At 42.3% G+C, this 369-nt stretch carries 1 protein-coding gene; it reads right to left on the bottom strand.

Annotated features, from left to right (window positions below; all coding sequences use genetic code 11):
• A partial coding sequence (locus S1OALGB6SA_RS10410) for a hypothetical protein (protein WP_230204523.1) occupies window positions 1-369 on the bottom strand: 369 nt, incomplete at both ends.

Below are 369 nucleotides of genomic sequence, written 5' to 3'. Positions count from 1 at the left end.
AGATACCCTATAACCCCATCGATTGATTCCCATAACCAACCGGAAAATATCTTTGTGATACCTGCCTGTAAATAGTAGCGCAATCAGTGCTATAAGTATCAATATCGGGTTAAGTCCCGGAAACCTAGTACTTTCTAAATTTTCTAGATCGTACATGTCGAAATCACCAGTAAAAATCTCAATGGGAACGGGCGGGTTTAGAAAAGATCTTTCGGCCACTTTATCTGTATCGTAAACAACACCGTAGCCGGTAAACGCAATCCACACGAAGTAATGCGGAATAACTAGAAACCATTTAACCAGCGGGAACCATCGTTTCAACTTTTTGGGATAGTCGATATGCAAATCGGCCGGGTAATCATCTCGGGG

Source organism: Olavius algarvensis spirochete endosymbiont, from assembly GCA_900608495.1.
Taxonomy (GTDB): domain Bacteria; phylum Spirochaetota; class Spirochaetia; order DSM-2461; family DSM-2461; genus UBA2779.
This window is presented reverse-complemented; position numbering and strand designations above follow the sequence as displayed.